Origin of the sequence: Roseobacter insulae (assembly GCF_019375555.1) — a bacterium.
Taxonomy (GTDB): Bacteria; Pseudomonadota; Alphaproteobacteria; order Rhodobacterales; family Rhodobacteraceae; genus Roseobacter; species Roseobacter insulae.
Window position 1 is genome coordinate 38,782 of the sequence record NZ_JAHXDN010000002.1, and the last position, 16,415, is coordinate 55,196.

The 16,415-nt window shown below is 60.5% G+C and carries 14 protein-coding genes; 10 read left to right on the forward strand and 4 right to left on the reverse strand.

What is annotated here, in order from left to right; translation table 11 throughout:
• Positions 1–3: 3 nt before the first annotated feature.
• The 3 genes from KX928_RS06300 to KX928_RS06310 are packed head-to-tail and all read left to right on the forward strand — an operon-like array spanning position 4 to position 4,633.
• Positions 4–2,745: a protein-arginine deiminase family protein gene (locus tag KX928_RS06300; protein ID WP_219500219.1), complete on the forward strand. Its 2,742-nt coding sequence runs from the start codon at positions 4–6 to the stop codon at positions 2,743–2,745.
• 59 nt (positions 2,746–2,804) lie between these two features.
• Positions 2,805–3,791 (forward strand): TIM barrel protein, encoded by a 987-nt coding sequence (locus tag KX928_RS06305; protein WP_219500220.1) that lies wholly within the window; start codon positions 2,805–2,807, stop codon positions 3,789–3,791.
• A complete protein-coding gene (locus KX928_RS06310) occupies positions 3,788–4,633 on the forward strand; it encodes a PfkB family carbohydrate kinase (protein ID WP_219500221.1) in 846 nt (281 codons plus the stop codon). The genes KX928_RS06305 and KX928_RS06310 overlap by 4 nt, the downstream gene beginning before the upstream one ends.
• Here the strand turns inward: KX928_RS06310 and KX928_RS06315 are convergent.
• Positions 4,618–5,460, reverse strand: coding sequence for an amidohydrolase family protein (locus tag KX928_RS06315; RefSeq protein ID WP_219500222.1), 843 nt, complete (start codon positions 5,458–5,460; stop codon positions 4,618–4,620). The genes KX928_RS06310 and KX928_RS06315 overlap by 16 nt on opposite strands.
• Before the next feature lie 147 nt (positions 5,461–5,607).
• Between KX928_RS06315 and KX928_RS06320 the strand changes: the two genes are divergently transcribed.
• Genes KX928_RS06320 through KX928_RS06330 form a run of 3 tightly spaced genes read left to right on the forward strand, consistent with a single transcriptional unit; the run spans position 5,608 to position 8,989 of the window.
• Positions 5,608–6,408, forward strand: a complete 801-nt coding sequence (locus tag KX928_RS06320; RefSeq protein WP_219500223.1) for a BtpA/SgcQ family protein — start codon at positions 5,608–5,610, stop codon at positions 6,406–6,408.
• Positions 6,405–7,499 (forward strand): M42 family metallopeptidase, encoded by a 1,095-nt coding sequence (locus KX928_RS06325; protein WP_219500225.1) that lies wholly within the window; start codon positions 6,405–6,407, stop codon positions 7,497–7,499. Before KX928_RS06320 ends, KX928_RS06325 begins: the two co-directional genes overlap by 4 nt.
• Entirely contained in the window at positions 7,499–8,989 is a 1,491-nt protein-coding gene (locus tag KX928_RS06330) for an FGGY-family carbohydrate kinase (protein WP_219500228.1), read from the forward strand. Before KX928_RS06325 ends, KX928_RS06330 begins: the two co-directional genes overlap by 1 nt.
• Positions 8,990–9,202: 213 nt before the next feature.
• Here the strand turns inward: KX928_RS06330 and KX928_RS06335 are convergent, their stop codons facing one another.
• On the reverse strand, positions 9,203–10,117 hold the full coding sequence (locus KX928_RS06335) for a carbohydrate ABC transporter permease (RefSeq protein WP_219500231.1): 915 nt from the start codon (positions 10,115–10,117) through the stop codon (positions 9,203–9,205).
• Positions 10,114–11,220: a carbohydrate ABC transporter permease gene (locus KX928_RS06340; protein ID WP_219500233.1), complete on the reverse strand. Its 1,107-nt coding sequence runs from the start codon at positions 11,218–11,220 to the stop codon at positions 10,114–10,116. Before KX928_RS06340 ends, KX928_RS06335 begins: the two co-directional genes overlap by 4 nt.
• A 423-nt stretch (positions 11,221–11,643) precedes the next feature.
• Here KX928_RS06340 and KX928_RS06345 point away from each other — a divergent pair, with 423 nt between their 5' ends.
• Positions 11,644–12,012 carry an NIPSNAP family protein gene (locus KX928_RS06345; protein ID WP_257883617.1) on the forward strand — a complete coding sequence of 123 codons (369 nt, stop codon included), beginning with the start codon at positions 11,644–11,646 and terminating at the stop codon, positions 12,010–12,012.
• 117 nt (positions 12,013–12,129) lie between these two features.
• Here KX928_RS06345 and KX928_RS06350 read toward each other — a convergent pair whose 3' ends face one another.
• Positions 12,130–13,758: an extracellular solute-binding protein gene (locus tag KX928_RS06350; protein ID WP_219500235.1), complete on the reverse strand. Its 1,629-nt coding sequence runs from the start codon at positions 13,756–13,758 to the stop codon at positions 12,130–12,132.
• 217 nt (positions 13,759–13,975) lie between these two features.
• Here KX928_RS06350 and KX928_RS06355 point away from each other — a divergent pair, with 217 nt between their 5' ends.
• The 3 genes from KX928_RS06355 to rbsK are packed head-to-tail and all read left to right on the forward strand — an operon-like array spanning position 13,976 to position 16,388.
• The gene (locus tag KX928_RS06355; RefSeq protein WP_219500237.1) at positions 13,976–15,010 is read left to right on the forward strand and encodes an ABC transporter ATP-binding protein; all 1,035 of its coding nucleotides are present in this window, start codon (positions 13,976–13,978) and stop codon (positions 15,008–15,010) included.
• Positions 15,011–15,035: 25 nt separating this feature from the next.
• Positions 15,036–15,482, forward strand: a complete 447-nt coding sequence (locus KX928_RS06360) for an RbsD/FucU family protein (RefSeq protein ID WP_219500239.1) — start codon at positions 15,036–15,038, stop codon at positions 15,480–15,482.
• A gap of 3 nt (positions 15,483–15,485) precedes the next feature.
• Entirely contained in the window at positions 15,486–16,388 is a 903-nt protein-coding gene (gene rbsK / locus KX928_RS06365; RefSeq protein ID WP_219500241.1) for a ribokinase, read from the forward strand.
• Positions 16,389–16,415: the final 27 nt, after the last annotated feature.

A 16,415-nucleotide genomic window follows, 5' to 3' on the forward strand; every position in this document is an offset into this window, starting at 1 on the left:
TCCATGGCACCGCTCACAGTCTTTGGCGACTTTGACCAGGACGGCAGGATTTCCCGCAAGGCGCGCGAACAGGATCTGAAAAATGCGTTTCCCGGTCTCGTGGTTCTGCCCAATATTGACGCCGACGGGCGCAGGCTGCCGCGCAAGGTGGCACCCGCAAAACCCGTGGCGCTGGATCACACGCGCACCCGCAGCGGTGCGGACAACGAGCGAGCGTCGCTTGTCGTGGCCGTGTCCGACGGCGAGGCCCGCAGCCTGCAATTCGAGGTTGATGCGGGCGGCGAGGAGTTCTTGCGGTTCACCGACCGACGGCATCGCCTGCTGCACGTCACCGCAAACCGGTTTGAGGCGCCGATCACCGGGGTGGGCGACTACAAGTTCAGTGTCGAGGCCATCAGTCTGCGCGGCTCCCCGCTGTTGGGCGCAGCTGCGCGAAGCGCTGATCCCGGTCGGTTCAACGTGACGGTTTCCGCTCTGGCAATAGACGGCACCATGCTGGCCTCGGACACATTCACCGGCACGGTTGCGCCCTGGCTGATCATCGACAACATGGCGGTGCCAGAGCGACTGTACATGTGCCAGATCGATGAAGACGACCCTATCGAGCGGGGCAATTACCCGAGCGTTCAGGAGGTCAGCGCGCTTGTCAAAAGACTGCGCGGCGTAACCTTTTTGCCAATCCCCCATGCTGTGAACAACGGGGATGCCTGGATACAGGATCAGTTCCAGCTGGGGGCCTGTCACGCGCCCCGCGCGTCCCTGCGCGCCATCTGCCACCTGCCACGCCTGCGCTCCAACGTGTCGCAGGATGGTATCGGCGCAAACCTTTCAACCATGACCCCGGCGCATTTCCCAAGCGCTGATCTGGGCCTTTTGCAGGATTTTTACCTGCGACCCGTGGGCGAAGCAACGGACGCATCCGGCCGCGCGCGTACGTTCCTCTTCAAGGACAGTTTTGAACTGTCGCGGCGTCTCGATCGCCTGTGGGGCCTTTGGGGGTTAATCCGCTCCGCCTATTTCGTGCGCGATCTGCACAAGACGGCGCAGGACAAAAAGCTGGAAGAACAGCTGTTGCTCCTGAACACGCAAGGCTTTTTCGACGCGCGCGCAGCCGTGGTGCGGGCGGTCGGACGTGTGCGGCGCGTGCTGGATCGTCGCGCCAGCGCGGCGGTGAAGGATGGTCAGAAAGAAGCAATGGCGCAATTGCGCGCGTTGTTGTCGCTGCGCCTGACGCTGGTGAAGAAGACCCTGATCCTGCGGCGCGACGAGAGAAAGATCATCGTGCCCACAGACGCCTTTGGCGATCTGGTCTTCACGGCCCGGGAAATCGATGACTTTGACGAGAACCTCATCGGAAAACACGGCTCGTTGAATTTTGGCGGCAATCTTGAGGTGTCACCACCCCTCAAGGATGCGCCCTTCGGCAAAATCGCGTTCGGTGCCAATGCCGCCAGCGATACGCGGGGGGCCGATCCGGACCTCGTGCATTTTCTGGAAAGCCAGGGCGCGCAGCCGGTTGTGGACATTGAAACTGCATGGCTCGACGTGGCCCATGTGGATGAAGTGATGGCCTTCGTGCCCGCCCCCTCCACAAAGCCGGGGTCCGTAATCGCCGTGGCCTCGCCCGGGCTGGCGATGGCCATCGTGGACGCGGCCTTTGGCGTCTACATGGAAGGCGGGGGCACGATGGCAGTGGCGGCGGGGAACGACGAAAACGCGCTGCATCCGGCCCTGCGTGACAAGACAACCGACGGCGACGCGCCTGTGACCCGTATGCTGCGCGGGCGCTACTGGTTGCACCATCTGCCAAAGGACGCCTTCGCGACGATTGAACCCCCCCTGATTTACAGGGACATGGTCCGGCACTACCCGGTGGATTTCCATCTTCAGCAGGACGATTCTGAGGTGATTGCCTACAACTCGGAACCGGGGCGTGACAGGAACTACAATGCCTCGATGTCGATCCGCGAGTTTCGATATTTTGGCCGGTTCACCAACGATTGGCTGGCCGAAAATAAACTGACTGACCTGCACCGCACCCTGTCAGGTGCCTTTCCCGATCTGCCCCGGCTGGAGATCCCGGTGCTTTATGACGAGGTCACGTGGATCGAGGACAAGCAGACCAAGGAAATCGGGCCCGATTTCGACAATGAACAAACCTCCGCCTTCCTGCCGAACGGGGTCAACATGCAGATACTGGGGCATCATGTTCTGGTGCCACGACCCTACGGGCCGCGCGCGGCGCCCGATGTGGCTGCGCGCATTCTCAAACGCGCGGTGCCGTCGCAGGCCAGCCTGTTTGACGCGGAAACGTTCCGGCGCCGGGGTCTGGATCGCTTGATCCACTGGATCAAGCGCCCGATCTTTCCCGGCGCCAGCGGGTCCGATTCCGCACGTATTGCGGCGCAGTTTGCGGATGGGTTCGCGGACATGACCGAAGCGGAGGTGCGCGAGGCGATCATCAAGGCCAACAAAGGCGCGTTCTCGTCCCGGCCGAACCCGGCGGATGAACTGCCTGATCTGAAAGAGGGGTGGCGCCGGCTGTTGATCCCGGAGGGCACTGTCGATCTCTTTGAGGCTTTCATCCAGACGCGGCTAGAGGCGCTTGGGTTGAAAGTCCATTTTGTCGACACGTGGTATTATCATATCCGGCTGGGTGAGATTCACTGCGGCACGAATGTCTTGCGCCGCGCGCCGCGCCATGCCCCACGGTGGTGGGACGCGGAGATGCGCGGGATCGGTTGATCCGCCCGTGGGACAGATCCAATTGCGTTTCCGGGCAGTGGCGGGCTAGGCTCCGCGGTATGAATACCACCTCCACTCCCCGTTTCGCGGCGCGCCTGAACGCTTTCAAGATCGGCGCTGCAGACTACTGGCCCGGAAAAAACAAGATCACGACAGCGGATCTTTTGACGCGCGCTGCTACGGCGGGTCTGACCGCCGCCGATCTGAACTACCCCGACCACTTTGTGGACGATGATCCGACGCAGCTTCTGCGTGTGATGGATGACGGTGGCATGGTCCTGAATGGCATGGCAATGCGCTACTACACCGACCCGGGCTACAAGCTGGGAGCCTTTACCCATCCGGAGGCCGCGGTGCGCCGTGCGGCGATTGATGAAACGAAACGTGGTCTTGACGTTTTGGCGGGCATGGGCGGCCGGTTGATGACACTGTGGATGGGTCAGGACGGATTCGATTATTCGTTTCAGATGGATTACGCGCGTGCCTGGGGCGATACCATCGACGCTATGATCGAGGTATGCGATCATAATCCCGACATTGATATCGCGCTGGAATACAAGCCCAATGAACCGCGCGCCTTTGCGCTGATGCCGGATGCCGCCACGACACTGCTGGCATTAAACGAAATCGGGCGCAGCAACACCGGCGTGACACTGGACTTCGCGCATGTGCTTTACGCCGATGAAATGCCCGCCTTTGCCGCCGCTCTCGTTTCACGCCATTCGCGCATTCTCGGGGTGCATCTGAACGATGGCTATGGCAAGTGGGACAACGGTCTGATGGTCGGCGCGGTGCATCCCGTTCAGACGGTCGAGTTGCTCGTTGAGCTGGAGCGAGCCGGATACGATGGCACGTTATATTTCGACACATTTCCCGATCATTCGGGCCTCGATCCGGTTGCCGAGGCGCGGGCGAACATCGAAGTGGTGCAAAAACTGCGCCTGACCGCATCGCGCCTTGTCGCAGACGCGAATCTGCAAGCGGCGATTGCCCGGCAGGACGCGCCGACGGCCATGCGGCTCGTGCAGGCAGCGGTGCTGGCATGAGGCTGCTGGTCGCGGGGTCGCTGCACCTTGATATCGTCGTGCGCGCGCCACATCTGCCCGCGCTGGATGAAACCGTCGCCGGGACCGGAGTGGACTATGTCTTTGGCGGGAAGGGCGGCAATCAGGCGGTCGCCGCTGCACGTATGGGGGCGGATGCTGCGTTTCTGGGTCGCGCGGGCAGCGATGCTTTCGGCACCATCCTTCGTGCGACCCTTGCGGACAGTGGCGTGGACACGACCTTGCTTCAGGAAGACGACGGGGCGAGCGGCATGAGCACGGCAATTGTCGACGATAATGGCGACTATGGCGCTGTCATCGTATCGGCGGCCAACCTTCGGATAGACACGAGCCGCGTCAGAATTCCCGATGGCACTTCCCTGGTCTTGCTGCAAAATGAGATACCGGAAGCGGTCAACCTGGCCGTTGCATCGCATGCCCGCAGCATTGGTGCACGCCTTTGGCTGAACGCGGCGCCTGCGAGACCCCTTTCAAGCGCGCTTCTGAGCCTCGTGGACATGCTGATCGTGAACCGGGTGGAGGCGGCGGCATATGGCGCGCTGCCAAACTCCGTGACATGTCTGACGACACTGGGTTCAGACGGCGTCCGATATGACGGGCGTCACTCTCCCGGCTACGCTGTCGACGTGGTGTCGACGCATGGTGCCGGAGATATGTTCGTGGGCGCTTTGGCGGCAGAGGTGGTGCGGGGCGAGGAACTGGATACCGCAATCGGCTTTGCGCAAGCCGCCGCTGCGCTGCACGTATCTTCGAGCTTGGAGGAACGGGCGCGCCTCGCGCCGGAACGGGTGTTTGAGTTTATGGAAACTCAGCCCAGACGGTAGAACCGGGCAGCTGTCCCGCCAAAGACATCGGCGCGTTCATCCGGTGTCAGATGCGCCGTAAAACGGGTGGCGAGGTCATGCCAGTCGTCATATGTCGCCTGTAGTTTGCAAACAGGCCAGTCAGACCCCCACATCACGCGCCCGGCCCCGAAGGCACCCAGAATGTGCAAGGCAAAGGGCCGGAGATCGTCGGCCTGCCAGCCATCGTCCGCTTCGGTGACCAATCCGGACAGCTTGCAGTACCCTTCTGTTTCCTCTGCAAGACGCGAGATGCCCCGCGCCCAGTCGGAGAACGCATCTTTGCCTGCGCGCTGATCCCGGATGTGCGGTTTCATACAGTGATCGTAGACAACCCTCATGTCCGGATACCGCTTCATCAGGGTCAGGAAATTAGGGATATGTTGCGGAAACCCCAATGCATCGAAGGTCAGGTCCAGGTCGACGATGGCGCGGTAGGCCCATTGGAGATCATCGCGCAGCATCCAGTCGATGTCAGGAATATCCTGTATCATCGGGCGCACGCCCAGAAACTTTGGATGAGCGGTCAGCCGGGTCAGATGCGACAACTGGCGCGGGTCTTCGAAGTTGATCCAGCCGACAACCCCCTTGATGCTCGGTGTCGCGTCGGCCAGTCCCAGCATGTATTCCGTCTCTTCGACGGTGGCCGCGGCCTGCACCAGAACGGTCCCATCTATGCCGTGCCGGGTCAGCTTGGGGGCCAGATCGTCCGGCGCATAGGGACGGTTCAAAGTGGCATTGTCCTTCGGCATCCAGTCGTAATCGCCGCGTGCGGGCTGCCAGAAGTGCTGATGTGCATCGATCTTCATGGTGGTCACTTTCCGTCCTGGCCCACTGTCACGTTTCCTTCGTCTGGTTGCAATGGGGACAACGCGTCCTGATCGCTGCGAGCATAATCCAGTTTCTCTTTGCGTGAACAGTCCGGCAATCCTAGTGTTGGTCGGGGAGGGCACTTTATGACGAAGAATTTCAGGCAGGTTTTCGGGGAGACGAAGCCCGTCATCGGCATGGTGCATATCGGTGCCCTGCCCGGATCGCCCCTGCATGACCCCTCCGCCGATCTGGTGGCGCAGGCACGCGCTGATCTGATGGCGCTGCAAGAGGCCGGTTTCGATGCGGTCATGTTCGGCAACGAGAACGACCGCCCCTATGAATTCCAGGTCGACACGGCGTCGACCGCCACGATGGCGGCCCTGATAGGTGCCTTGAAATCCGACATCACAGTGCCGTTCGGGGTCAACCTCTTGTGGGACCCGATGTCGAGCATTGCTTTGGGGGTGGCAACCGGCGCCGCCTTCGTCCGCGAGATTTTCACGGGCACCTACGCGTCGGATATGGGCCCCTGGACACCGGACGCAGGCAAGGCAATGCGCTACCGTGACAGGTTGGGGCGGTCGGATATGGCGATGCTCTACAATGTCTCTGCGGAATTTGCCCATTCGCTCGATCAGCGCCCGCTGCCCGACCGCGCCCGAAGCGCGGTGTTCTCTTCTATTCCGGATGCAGTGCTGGTGTCAGGTCAGATCACCGGGGAGGCCGCGGCCCTGTCCGACCTTGAAGCGGTGAAGGCGGTGCTGCCCGCGATACCGGTGATGGCGAATACCGGCGTGAAACAGGAGACCGTCGCCGATGTTATGGCGATTGCCGACGGATGTATCGTCGGATCATCGTTGAAATTCGATGGCGACACCTGGAACGCGGTAGACCCCGAGAGGGCTCAGGCCTTTATGGAGACCGCCCGGAAAGCGCGCGCATGAAAGACCGGATCAAACGCAACCTGATGGACCTGATGCGCATCCCCGGTCTGTCCGGCCACGAGGATCGCGTCAGGCGCAGTATCCAATCTCATCTGCAAGAGATCGGCGTGGCAAGCGACGCCGACCGTCTGGGCAACCTGGTGGCCCATTTTCCCGGCGAGGGCCCCAGCGTGATGCTGTTTACGCACATGGATCAGTTGGGATTTATCGTGCGCCGGATCGAGCCAGACGGGCTGATCCGGCTGGAGCGTCTGGGCGGCGTGCCAGAGCGGGCTCTGGCGGCACAGCAAGTGCTGATCTGCGTGGGCGAGGGAAGAGACATCCCCGCAATCATTGCCACCAAAAGCCATCACGCGACCGGGCCGGATGAGAAGTACACCGTTACCCGCTATGCCGATCTTTATGTCGATACCGGCATGGCGTCCGCCGCCGAGGTGGAGGCCGCGGGCATCCGTATCGGTTCGCCGGTTGTTTACGCACCGCACGCGACGGAGATGATCAATGACCGGGTGGCCGGGACCAGCGTGGATGACCGCGCCGGCTGTGCGGTGTTGCTGGAGATCGCGCGCGTGCTGAAAACACGCACCGACGGGCCGCCCGTGCATCTGGCCTTCACGGTGCAGGAAGAATTCAATCTGCGTGGGGCGCAACCGCTGGCGCAGAAACTGATGCCGGATATTGCGATCCAGTTGGATTTGATGCTGGCAACCGACACGCCTGATATGGCCATGCGCGGCGATCTTACGCTTGGCGGCGGGCCGGGTATGAGTCTCTATTCGTTTCACGGGCGCGGCACGTTGAACGGCGTCATCCCGCATCCGGCGATGGTTCACCTTTTTGAAACCACGGCCAAGGCACAAAGCATTCCGCTTCAACGCAGCGCGCAGGTGGGTGTCCTGACGGACCTGTCGTATGTCCAGCTTGTCGGGGAGGGTGTGGCCAGCATCGATATGGGATTTCCCATGCGCTACTCCCACTCGGCACGAGAGATGTGCGATCTGGGGGATCTGGTTTTGCTGGCCCGGCTACTGGAGGCAGCCCTGGCCGGGATCACGCCGCAATTCTCTCTCGACAGGGATGATTACACCTGATGGCTTACACGCTTGGCATTGATATCGGCACTTACGAAACCAAGGGTGTTCTGGTCGATCTTGAAGGGCAGGTGATTGCTCAGGCCGCCCGGGCGCACAAGATGCTGGTGCCGCAGCCGGGCTGGGCGGAGCACCGGCCCGAAGAGGATTGGTGGGGCGATTTCGTCTTTGTTTGCCAAACGCTGCTGAATGAAAGCGGCATTGATGCGCAGGATATCAAGGCGGTTGCCTGCAGTGCGATCGGCCCCTGCATGTTGCCCGTTGACGCGGATGGCGCCCCCTTGATGAACGGCGTGCTCTACGGCGTCGACGGCCGGGCCGAAGCGGAGGTGCGCGAGCTGACGGCGCGCATCGGCGAGGCGACGATCATTGCGCGCTGTGGCAATGCGCTGACCTCGCAGTCGGTGGGGCCTAAGATCCTTTGGCTGAAAAATCAGCGTCGCGATATCTACGACAGGACGGCGCATGTTCTGACATCGACGAGTTTCCTGGTGCAGCGTCTGACCGGTGAGGTGGTGATCGATCACTATACCGCGGCCAATTTCTCACCGCTCTATGACGTGCAGACGCAGAGCTGGGTGGATGATCTGGCGGATGATATTTTGCCATTGGACAAGCTGCCGCGCCTCTTGTGGTCGCACGAAATCGCCGGTCAGGTCACTTCAAGCGCTGCGGCAGAAACCGGTCTGGCCGCAGGCACCCCGGTGACGGCCGGAACAATCGATGCGGCCGCCGAGGCGTTTTCAGTGGGCGTCGACCAGCCGGGCGACATGATGATGATGTACGGCTCGACTATCTTCATCATCTTGCGGGCCGCAGCGCAGGTCAGCGATCCGCGCATCTGGTACGCGCCCTGGCTCTTTGAAGGCGAACACGCGTCCATGGCGGGGCTGGCGACGTCCGGCACGCTAACCCACTGGTTCCGCGACCAGTTCGCACGTGATCTCCCGACAGAGACAGCCTTTGCTGATCTGGCCCGGGAGGCCGCAGCCTCGCCGCCGGGCGCAACCGGCGTGCTGCTGTTACCCTACTTTTCGGGAGAGCGGACACCGATCCATGACGTGGATGCCAAGGGCGCATTTTTTGGCCTCAACCTGACCCATACCCGCGGCGACATGTACCGCGCGCTTATCGAGGGCATTGCCTATGGCACACGGCATGTGACCGATACTTTCGCCGATCTCGGCCAGACACCGTCGCGTCTGCTGGCAGTCGGTGGCGGGACCCGGAACCGGCTGTGGTTGCAGGCGACCTCTGACATCACCGGAATAGATCAGTTGGTTTGTGAAAAGACCACCGGAGCGAGTTACGGGGACGCCTTCATGGCCGCGCTGGCGATAGGTGCGGTCCGGCGCGGCGACATTGCCGCGTGGAATCCGGTGGCTGAGACCATCCGGGCGACGCCTGATGCGGCGTATCAAAAGAACTATGACTTGTTTCGGCGGCTTTACGAACAAACCAAAGACATCGCGGCCGAGCTCGGCAGCTGATCGGATGGCAGGCCAAGACATCGGAAAATCCGCGTTCCGCCTTGTGTCATTGTGATGTGAAAGGGCACGCGGTTACCGCAGTTTTTCCCCTAACCTGTGGTGCTGTTAAATTGGTGACCTCGGGGTTTGTCCTGCTGATGCTTTGATTGAGTGAAAAGCGAACCGTGATGAAGCGGTTACTCAGGACAATCTCCCCGAAGCCATCGGGGTGGCTTATTTCACCGCTCCTGCAGCCATGCCCTTGATGATGTATTTCTCAAGGAATATCGCGACCACGACGAGCGGCATGATCGCAGCAGAGGACAGCGCGGCCATCGACCACCAATTGATGCCTTGCGAACCGGTTTGCGAGGCCACCATGACGGGCAGAGTCTTGGCGTCGGTGGAGGTCAGCAGGGCGGCAAAGAAGTATTCGTTCCAGCACAATACCAAGCTGAGGATGAAGGCCGCGACCATGCCGGGCAGGGCAATTGGCAGCACGATCTGCACGAAAGCCCCCCAGATTCCGAGGCCATCCACCAGCGCTGCCTCTTCCAGCTCAACCGGGATACCCTGAAACTGGTCGCGCATGATCCAGATGACGATGGGCAGGACCATCAGCGTGTAGAGCAGGATCAGACCGATCCGGCTGTCGAGCAGGTCCAGGGATTTGTAAAGTACCAGAAATGGCAGCGCCAGAACCACCGGTGGCAGTATCATCTGGCTGAGGAAAAAGAACGAGATATCGGAGTTGCGCATGAAGCCGAAACGGTAATTGAAGCGGGACAACCCGTAGGCCGCCAGCGAACCGAGGATCACCGCCAGCATGGAGGCGGAGACCGCCACGATGGCGGAGTTGTAGAACCTCTTGAGAAACTCTTCGCGCACCGTCGATACTTCGCCAATCAATCGCGGTGACAGGCCCAGCGACTCCCAGCCTTTCCACCTTGGTGTGTAATCCCACCAGGGGATCATGTTGCCGCGCATGACGTCCGGGGCCAGCTTGAACGATGTGGTCAGCGTCCAGTAGATGGGAAACAGGCAGATGATCGCCCATGTGATCAGGGCCGCATAGATGGCCACTCGGCTGCTCCACCATTTCACCCGCACTTTTCGGTCGGCGTCATGATCCTTGAAAATGGCGCTCATGCCGGACGTTCCATGAACCGGCTGACGGCTTTCAGAAGCAGCGTGATGAAGATGACAATCAGCACCAGATAGACCATTGCCAGCAGCGTGCCGTAACCCACGTTCGACCGGTCACGATATTCCCGGAAGATGAAGCTGGTGACCGAATCCGTCGCCCCCCCGGGTCCGCCGGAGGTGATGTTGATGATGATGTCGGCAAGCTTCAGTTTAAAGATGATGCGGATCACGATGGCCGTGACGGAGACCGGCAGCATCAGCGGGAAGATGACTTCCTTGAAGCTTTGCCATCCTGACGCGCCATCGACCTTCGAGGCTTCGATCACTTCGCGCGGCAGCGCCTGCAGACCGGCAAGAAGCATGATCATCATGAAGGGAATAAAGGTCCATGCGTCCATCGCCATGATCATGAAGCGCGCCATTTCCGGTGTGCCGAAAAAGCTCGGACTGTCCCAGCCCAGATCACGGGCCAACCGCGCCAGCGGGCCGAAGCGTATCTCCATCATCGATTTGCCGACCATCCAGCTGACGGCAACCGGGCTTAGCATAAGCGGTAGCAAAAACACCACGCGGAAGAACTTGCGCGCCCGTATCTGGGCATTGAGAAGCAGGGCAAGTCCGAAGGCGATCACGTATTCCACGCTGACCGCCAGCACGTAATACACCATGTTTTTCAGAGCGTTCCAGTAAAAGGCATCGCTCCACATCTGGCGCATGTTATCCCAGCCATTGGGTTGCGGCCCGTTGAGAGAGGCGAGGTTCCAGTTGGTGAAGGACACGTAGAGCGCAAAGAGCAACGGGAAGACCACGAGGCTGATCACGAAAAGTGCTGCGGGGAGCACGAAGAGCGTACGTTTGCCTTTTTCGCCATTTACGACCACCTGTGCCCCGCAGAGCGCCGTCGCCCAGAGCAAATAGGCAAACAGCACCGGCCGCCATGTCGCGAAACCGATATCGCTGTGTCCGGTATCGTGCAGGAACTGCATGGCGGCGAGGAGAAAGAAAACGGCTGCCGATCCCCAGACCATCATGCGGCCGAGGCGCCTGCGACTTTCGGAAATGTTGTCAGCCGTGACAGTGTGCAGGAGGTCGCCTTCGGTACTCATGCCTCGACGTTAACGATGATGTGCCCGGCTGTTAAGATGGAAAAGGCAGAGACATCTTCTGCCGTGCTGCAAGCCCGCGCGCGGCGGTTAACGCGCCGCACGCGCAACGGCTCTCCGCAGGGTCCGGGGGTCGGATATGCGGGAGGCGGTTAACGCCTGCATCACAAGGGCAAACGGTCCTGTGACACACCGTACACCACCTTTGCACAACCTGTGCACCGCAAAGTGTGCCGTCGGGCGATTTCGCCTGATTAAGACCGCGCACAGTATGGAAAAGTTCATCGGGGATTAATGGCGTGTTCCGGGCGTGTGGCAGCAAAAGAAAACACAGCATCGTTCAGTTTGTGCCCAGATCAACCGACGCAGCGCGCCTGCTTTACGGCTGTAATGAGCCCATCTTGCAAAATTGATGTGACGCAGCGAATGTCCGAAGGAACAAGTTTTGGAGAATGGGCGATGATTTTGGAAATTCGTCACTACACAATTAAGGCAGGGCGACGGGAAGAGTTCATCGAGTTCTTTGAGAAAAGTAATCGGCGGGCGCTTCGTGACGCAGGAATGCTGGTCTTCGGACCACTTCGTGACCTTGAACATCAGCACAAAGTTCATTGGATTCGAGCTTTTGCGTCAATGGAAGAGCGTGAAAAGCTCAAAGGCTCATTCTACGATGGACCCGTTTGGAACAAACAAATCGAGCCTGTAGCGATGTCTATGATTGATCAGATGGCGGCGGAGTTGACGGAAACGACAACAGATTTTCAAACATTCGACGGTAGCAAAGCGCTAGCCTAATGCAGTCGTTTCACCTTAGAGAATAAATGACAGCTAAGTCCCGCTTGGCGACATTGCGGCGGAGCAAAAAACGCGGCGCGCAAAGGGTGCCGCGTTTTTCTGTTTACCTGTCCCGGATCACAGACCGAGTGACGCCTTGTAGAGTGCTATCTGGCTGTCGCGCCCGATCTGGTCGGTGATTTTTTCCCAGGCGGCGGCAATCGCATCCGCCGTTTCCTGGGCCGATCCGTATTGACCCGCATAGCCTTTGGCGAGTTCGTCTTCGGCCACCGAGTAGTATTGGAAGATACCCGGGATACGCGGTTCAATCGCCGCGTTGGGATGATTGTAGCTGTCCGCGTTGGAGCCGAGGTAGTCCTCGACAAAGGCGCGGTCGTAGCCGGCCTCTTCCCACTCCTCGAACTGGAAGTGTGACTGGCGGTAAGGCTGGAAGCCCGACGGATAGGCCGACGCCCAGAGCGACAGGTCCTTGCCGCCCAGATGCGCCGCGGCGGACCATGCGGCTTTCTTCTTCTTGGCGTCGCCTTCGACGGTGGCCATGACATAGACACCCCAGCCGATGTAAGCCATGTTCGGGGCCTCGTTCATGGTATCTTCCCATGCACCGTCCTTGGCGTTGTAGACGCGGTCAGACGCCGGGTTGATCCCGAAGCCCACCACGTCACCCACAACGGATGTGTCGGATGTGCGCGCGCTGGAACCGACGTCACCCCACCACATCAGCATGGATCCGGTCCCGGCCAGGAACTGCTGGAACGCGGTTGTGCCGGGGTCGGCGTTGATCTGATCCGCCGGGTATGCGCCCGCCTCGATCAGGTCCATCACGTCCTGAATGGCCTGCACCCATGCCGGGTTGTTGACCATGGGCTTCATCGTCTCAGGATCGAAGAGCCACGCCGGGCTGTTGGGGTGCTTGGCATAGGCGGAAGCGCGGTTTTCCAGGAAATAGAAGCCGAAGCCGCCCCAGCCTTTCAGCGGGTCGAGATAGCCATGTGCGGGCAACCCGGTAAGCGGGTCTTCCTTGCCGATGAGTTCCTTGCTGACCGCGTTGATCTCCTGCCAGGTCTTGGGGACGTCCCGACCGGTGACCGAACCCTCGCCGAAGTAATCCTTACGATACGCAAACGTATGGCAATCGCCGTCGATGGACACGCGATAGGTTTTGCCGTCCCAGGTGCCCACGGGCGCCTTGAGGTAGTCCACGTAGTCATCCATGTCGATCTGGTCCTTGACCCAGTCGGGCATCTCGGACGCCATGCCGCGGCCCAGCACGTCACCCTCGAAGGGGGCACCCATTTCGACGATGTCGAAGTCGACGGTACCGGTTGCGATGGACTGCTGCAGACGCGCGTTGTAGTCGGCCTGCGCAAGGTCGATCCAGTTGATCTTGGCGCCTGTGTAGGCCTCCCATGGTTTCAGGAAGCCGCGGAACAGGAAGTTGTGAAGGTTCTGGTTGTTAAGCCCCATGAACGTCAGTTCCACGCCGGCAAATTCTCCCTCGGCGACGTTTTCCTTCGTCGCGCCGAGGCACATTTCGCCAACCTTCTGCCAATCGCTGTCGGTCGGAGATCCGGCACCAACACCCGGAATTTTCAGGATTTCTGCGCGGACGCTGGCGTGCCCATCCGCACGTGCGGCGGCCTTGGGCATCATCGCAACGGCACCCAATGCAGCCGAGCCTTTCAACATCTGTCGGCGGCTCATCTTCTGGGCCGCTACGATATAATTATAAAGGTCTACTTTCATTTCCATCCTCCCGGGACATGGTGATACGTTTCGTCCATGGGCAGGTGAGTGGGCGCATGTTTTTTATCTATTATTTGACAGTTGCGCCCCGTGATCCTCCCACGAAACCTCACTATGATCGAGATTTACGTTAAGTCAATAAAAGCTGTCAGGCGGGCGTGGACAACGTAAATACCTTTCTCTAGCATCAAAAATCGGAACCGGGGGAAAGCTGCGAATGGCAGGCGTCAAAATTCAGGACATCAGAAAATCCTACGGGGCGACCGAAGTCATTCATGGTGTAAATGTCGACATTTCAGATGGAGAATTCGTGGCCCTGGTCGGGCCGTCCGGCTGCGGGAAATCCACTTTGCTGCGCATGATCGCCGGGCTTGAACCGATCAATGGCGGCACCATCGCCATCGGCGACCGGGTCGTGAACAACCTGCCGCCAGCCGAGCGGGACATCGCGATGGTGTTCCAGACCTACGCGCTTTACCCGCATAAATCCGTGGCCGAAAACATGGGGTTCGCCCTGAAAGTGGCCAAGGCGGATCGCTCTGAGATTGACCGGCGGGTGAAGGAAGCCGCCGAGATCCTGAGCCTGACCGAATATCTTGACCGCAAGCCCCGGCACCTGTCCGGTGGGCAAAGGCAGCGCGTGGCCATGGGCCGGGCCATTGTGCGTGACCCGCAGGTGTTCCTGTTCGATGAGCCGCTTTCGAACCTCGATGCGAAGCTGCGCATTCAGATGCGCACGGAGATCAAGGAATTGCACCAGCGGCTTAAGACCACAACCGTCTTTGTCACCCATGACCAGATCGAAGCCATGACGCTGGCGGACCGGATCGTGGTCATGCAGGGCGGCAGGATCGAGCAGGTAGGCACGCCGCTTGAGCTCTATGACAACCCGGCGAACGCATTTGTGGCGACTTTCATCGGCGCGCCCTCCATGAACCTTCTGGCCGGGCACGCGGCAGGCGGGCAGGTTCAGGTGGGCGGGCGGCAATTCGCCGGGCCGGGCGGCGCGGGAAAGCAATTGCTTGGCGTGCGCCCGGAGCATCTGATCCTTGCCGACGACGGGCTGCCGATGGAGGTCAAGGTTGTTGAGCCGACCGGCTCGGAAACCATGGTTTTTTTGCGGTTCGAAGGGCAGGATGTGACGGCCGTATTCCGGGAACGCCATGCTTTCGAGAGTGGATCGACCGTTCATCTTAAGCCCGATCCGGATCATCTGCATTTCTTCGACGCCGAGACGGGCATGCGACTTTGACATCCCGAACAAGAGGAGGGCTGACATGCTCAAAGGAATTGACCCGATCCTGAACGCCGACGTGCTTTATGCGTTGCGTGCAATGGGTCATGGTGACGATCTCATCATTGCCGACACGAATTTTCCGTCGGACAGTGTCGGGCGGGATACCGTTCTGGGTAAGGTTCTGCGCATTGACCGGCCTGCCGCGGAAGTGGTGAAAGCGGTGCTGTCGGTCTATCCCATCGACACCTTCGTGGATGATGCGGCCGCCCGCATGGAAGTCGTCGATGAGCCTGAAACGATCCTGCCGGTGATGGAAGAGGTACAGGCCGAAGTCAGCGCGGTTGGCGGGCCGACACTGCTCGGCATCGAACGCTTTGCATTTTACGACCGCGCCAAGCAGGCATATGCTGTGATCCAGACGGGTGAGCGCCGGTTCTACGGCTGCTTTGCCTTGCGAAAGGGCGTCGTCCCACCGGACGGAGAGTGATCAATGGGTAAAGTCGTCGTGTTGGGTGTTTTCGTTGCAGACACCGCGTATCGCGCGGACCGGATGCCGGTGATGGGCGAGACCCTCATGGGGAACACCTTTTCCCTCGGCCCGGGGGGCAAGGGCTCCAATCAGGCCGTGGCCTGCGCGCGCATGGGCGCCGATACGCATATGATATCGATGCTGGGTCAGGATGATTTCGCCAAGCTGGCGCTTGAGACGTGGGCAGAGGCGGGCGTTGTGCCGCATGTCCAGCAGCGTGAGGACAGCTATACGGGTGCCGCCTTTATCTTTATCGAGGAAAGTTCCGGCGACAACGCGATCATCATAGCTCCCGGCGCGGCGGCATTGATCAAAGCCCCCGATATCGATGCCCATGAGGACCTGATTGCCGGGGCCGATGTTTTCGTCACGCAGCTGGAACAGTCCATCGAGGCAGCAAGGCGGGGGCTGGAGATTGCCCGGCGCGCAGGGGTCGCCACGATCCTGAACCCGGCACCTGCGGCAACCCTGCCGGAGGGGATGCTGGCGCTGTGCGATTACGTGACCCCGAACGAGACCGAATGCGAGGCCCTGACCGGCGTCGCCGTGCAGAGCGCCGAAGATGCAGAGAGGGCGTGCAAGGCCTTGTGCGATTTGGGGGTGCGCACGCCGATCATCACGATGGGTGAGCAGGGCGCGTATCTTTTTGGCCATGGGCTCGTGTCGGCCGTGAACGCGGGGCCGGTCGTGGAGACGACCGGCGCGGGCGATGCTTTCAACGGTGCTTTTGCCGCCGCCCTGTCAGAGGGTAAATCGCCGCTGGAGGCCGTGCGATATGGCGCGGCAACAGCAGGTATTTCGGTGACGCGACCGGGGACCGCGCCGTCCATGCCGCGCCGGGCTGAAGTTGACGCGCTGATGTGATGCCCTTCCCGCCGCACATGGCGGTGT